This is a genomic window from uncultured Phascolarctobacterium sp. (assembly GCF_937920985.1).
Taxonomy (GTDB): Bacteria; Bacillota; Negativicutes; order Acidaminococcales; family Acidaminococcaceae; genus Phascolarctobacterium_A.
The window spans coordinates 1-4,690 of the sequence record NZ_CALDXR010000007.1; the positions used below are offsets into that span (position 1 = coordinate 1).

The window sequence follows — 4,690 nt, forward strand, 5'->3', positions numbered from 1 at the left end:
AAACAAAGACAACCAGAAGAAAATAATTATTAATTTTATTTCCTCTCCAATGTAATTTTAACAGTGTTTTTTTCTCCAACATATCATTTTCTCCTTCCAACATAAGAGCTTACGCTTATTGTCCCACTAATGCCAAAAGAATCATTAGATATATTACTAGTTTTATTCATAATGAAATTTCCATTTGAAGATAAAGAACCACCAAAACCGCTGTTTAATACATTACCATTCAAATTTAGACCTACCCCTGTCATTGTGTTTAATAAATCATATCTATCACTTATTACATTTTTATGCTTATTCACAACGACTCCGTAGCTTTCAGTATATGAAGCACCTGAATCACTTAATGTTTTACTGATTTTAGAAAAATCTATAACTGGTAAACTACGACCAAGTCCTGCTTCTATAGTTTGAAAAATATCTCCATATTGGTTCACTGATAATGAAACTGCAATACTTATTCCTTTATGACTAAAGCTTGAAGAAATCGAATAAAACTCACCATTACTTAAATCACTAATATTAAAATTATAAATCTTTTGCTTCATCTCTGAAGGAATATAAATATTTTCAACAACAATTTTATTATGCGCTGGTCCTGGAAACAAATATACAGCATTGCCAGACAAATCAACGCCAACATTTATTGGTATATATACAGCATTACCATTGTTGTCATAGTAATCAGGTAAATCATTTTCATGAACTGCAAACCATGCATCCTCATTTTTTTGACTTTTTTCTTCTCCATCTACATATATATTTTTTACTTGCATTAAATTTTCGGCTCTATTTAGTTTTTCTTTAAACTCTCCATACTCATCATTATCGGGAGTATGGTTAAGATGATTATACTTTTCAGTACTAACCGCACTAGAAGCACCAACTTGCGCATCGCCGCCCACTAATTCACCAGCTAACGCACCCATCATTCCAGCAACAATTTGTTTTAATGCAGGATCTTTAATTTTTTCCAGCTCATTCTGCATTGATTCAAGTAAAGCAGTTCCACTAGCACCTGCTAAGAAATTCCCATTAGTCCAAGCTGAAATTAATCCATCAACAAAAGTATTTAATGCTGCTTTTTCATCTTGGCCAATTTTTCCTGTTAAACCTCCAATATAATCATGAGCAAATTCTTGGAATAATCCCGCAAACTCCTGCTTTTCTTTAATAGTATTTTTATCAAAAATCTCGCCAAGCTTATTAAGGCTGTTTGCAGTATCACGATTCAGCTTATTGATATCCTGCTTCTGATTCTCTTTATCACGAATTTCAATTGTACCTTTGCTAATTGTGGCTTTCGTTGTGCTTTCAGACTCTCCACTTGCAGGCATGCCAATTGAAGGCGTTACGCCACGCTCATTTTTCTCAATTTGTTCATTTTTCTCTTTATCACCATCATGTTTCACGTTAAAACCAATGCTACCTGCTTTATAATCCGCCTTATTTTCAATATCCTCAAAAGTCAGCGTTCCTGTAGAAAGCTTATTCTTCTCTGCCTCCGCTGCGCTGGAAATTATTCCACCTTTAAGGTCGGTGTTTTCACCTACGTTAATCGCAAAGCCTTCTTTCCCTGCGTAGATACCACTTTGGTCGGTAACGCTTTCATATTTGCTGTCAATCTTGCCTACGCTTGCACTGCCGCTAACAGCTTTATTGCTGCCAAGACCAATGCTTGCGCCAACTGATTTATTGTTTTCCTTATAACTGTTGCCGTCCTGCTTGCTTTCGATGTTAAAGTCTCCGCCTACGTTGCCGGTAACCTTTTCACCGCTCAGCATACCGCCTTTAATATTCGTATCTTTACCGCTGGCAAAACTTAAATCTTTATTGGCGGTCACAGTGCTTTCGTTATAGGTTATGCCATTTGCAGACACTTCCCCCTTTGCCATACTGCCAGAAATGCTGTAGCTTGGGCCTTTGCCAAGTTCCAGGCTTGCGCCAACACTTGCACTGCTGGATTTACTGTTTTGCTCCGTTTTATTCGTATTTTTAGACGCAGTTATATTAAGGTTTTCTTTAGCGTTTAAGGTAACGTCCTTGCCTTCAACATTGCTGCCAATGATATTAATGTCTTTTTCCGTAGAGGTAATCTTTACGTCACCTGCAGCTTTGACATTGCTGCCATTAGCTACTACGGTTGTACTCTTGCTTTCGCTTCTGCTCTGGCTGCTACCAACGCTCACGTTAAGTGAAAGTCCTTGGGATGGATTCTTCACAGCATCTTTTATCATGCCTATATTTTTCTCTACAGACTCAACGGCCTTATAACCATGCAACGCTGCCAAACGTTTATCATTTACCTGATTGGCACGCTCAACATGGTTAACTACTTCATTTACCTTGTTTACTGCTTCGCCGCCAACAGAAACGCTCAGTCCTGTTCTTTTGAACTCATGCTTCTCCTGCGCATTATAAACGCTGTTGCTGTTTTCAATGCTGACATTCTCGCCGGTGATATTAATATCCTTACCTGCGACAACACTGCTGCCTTTAACATTTGCATCCTTTTCTGCATCCAGGTTCACACTGCCTTTAACACTGCCAACAGTGCTTCCCACCTGCTCAATGTTCTGATTAGCGTACTGGTCCTTCTGCTTTTCCTTGCCAATGGTAAAGCCCAAGCCGCCGCCAGCAAACACACCGCTTTTCTTTACAGCTTTTTTGTATTCGCTTTCGCTTGTCTGCTCCGCACTGCCAATATTCAGATTGCCGCCAGTTTTTACGCTTACGTCATTATCTGCAACTACGTTGCTGCCTGTAATATTCGCATCTTTTTTACTGCTAATCGCAATTTCTCCGGCAGAAACATTACTGCTGACAACAGTATTCTGCTTACTATAATCGTAAATATCCGTTGTTTTGGACGAAAGCAATCCACTGACCTTGTTGTGCTCTTCGTGCAGGCGCTCGTGGTATTCTGTTTCATTAGCAATATTTATATTATTTTCGGCAGCCAAGTCTGCTTTTCCTGCTTCACTGGCTACGTTGCTGCCTTTAATATTTATATTGTTGCCGCTCGCAATACTGATATCGTTCTTCGCCGCAATAGTTGTGCCTTTTACAGCCTCATCCACCTGCTTGTTATGGTTGTAATAGCTGCCGCCACGGTTGCCTACTTCGCTTTCCTCGCTGTACAAATCTTTCACCGCGTTTATGTTTACATCACCTTTAGCATCCAACTCCACATCATTTTTTGCACTCAAAACACCACCAGCAATGCTAATGTCCTTTTTAGCATTCAGGCGGATGTTCTCGCCGCTCAGTGCACTTTGATGGTGCTGCACGTCATGGATTTCTGCTGAAGAACTGCCATAAGCTACGGCAACGTGCTTTTCTTTGGCTACCGTTACGATATCAACATCGTCAGCGTTCAAAGTTAAATTTTTGCCTGCAGTCAGATTTGCTCCTCTGTTAGTGATGCTGTTACCTGCCTCCAGTGTCAGATTCTGCCCAGCACTAATAGAACCAGTTGCTTCAAGCTTTTTCTGGTTCAGCTCCTTATATTGTTTTTTGCTAACAGTTGCTTCGTTAGTGATATTCTCCGCTTGTAGCAATGCATCCGCTTTTGCACGCATGGTGCCACTGTTGGTGATATTTTTCTCTGCTTTAACAGTTAAATTTTCGCTAGCAATATCGCCTTTGTTGCCCACATTTTCTGCACGCAAAGCTACAGTACCATCGCTTTTGATGTTACCCATGTTCTTGATATCCTGCTTGGAGTACAGCTCTACCTCACCGCCTACGATGAGCGCACCATCAGGACGCAAATCTTCGCTGCGCACCTGTGCCAGGAACACCTCCGGTACAAGAACCTTTTCGCCGTTGACTACTTCTTCCACCAGCCAGACAATATCTGTGGTCAGGCTTGCCATCTGCTCTGCTGTCAGTGCTACGCCAACCTTCAAATCCATTGCTTCCGCAACTACTGCGCCTGCGTTCATCAGGGCAGCAAACTGCTCCATATCGCTGCCGTAATCGCCAAGATATTTCTTGCCCGTCAGCGTACCTATCTGCTGCAAAACAAGCTGCTGCTCAAAATAACCATCGCCAAGTCGTTTGCCAACCTTTTCCGGATCTGCCTTTACACGCTCCAAAAGGTAGTCACTGGAAAGGAACTCGTGATAATCAGCAAATTTCTTGTTCGTCTCAATAAGGTATTTCGCCGTTGCATCATCCGTCAGCTTAAAGATTTTGCTGTTGATATGCAGGCTGGAAATATCCATCATTTTTTCGCCTGTATTGTTATCCTTGCCTGCTGCAGCCTTATCATCAGCCTTTCCTTCTACGCTGGTAGATACATCCTGCTTCTCCTTATAAAGCTTTTCATCCGTAAGATGATTTTCTGCATCTGTTTTGAAATAAGCATCGCTTTCAGGCAAATCGCCTACTTTTCCCTTTGCCTGATGTGTTTTATTTACAATATCTTTGGCTTCAATTTTTACACCACTAACACCGCTCAAAAGGCTTAAGCGCTCACTGTCAGTGCCCTCCTCATCACGCATCGTATGGTCATAGTAAGGAATCACCGTAGTACCATAAACCCAGCGACAACGAATATGCATTCTTCTGTGTTTCTTGTACTTCCAGTAATGGTAATCATTACCACGGTCATAATAGTGGACAGTCCCCTGATAGCCTACATTCTCCACCGTACCGCCAGCATTGACAGTTAAATTTTTGC

The 4,690-nt window shown here is 41.1% G+C and carries 1 protein-coding gene; it reads right to left on the minus strand.

The genetic code is table 11. From position 1 onward, the window contains the following. Positions 1-83 precede the first annotated feature (83 nt). Positions 84-4,690: hemagglutinin repeat-containing protein (locus tag Q0612_RS01185; RefSeq protein ID WP_298879677.1), on the minus strand; the 4,607-nt coding region annotated here is incomplete at its 5' end.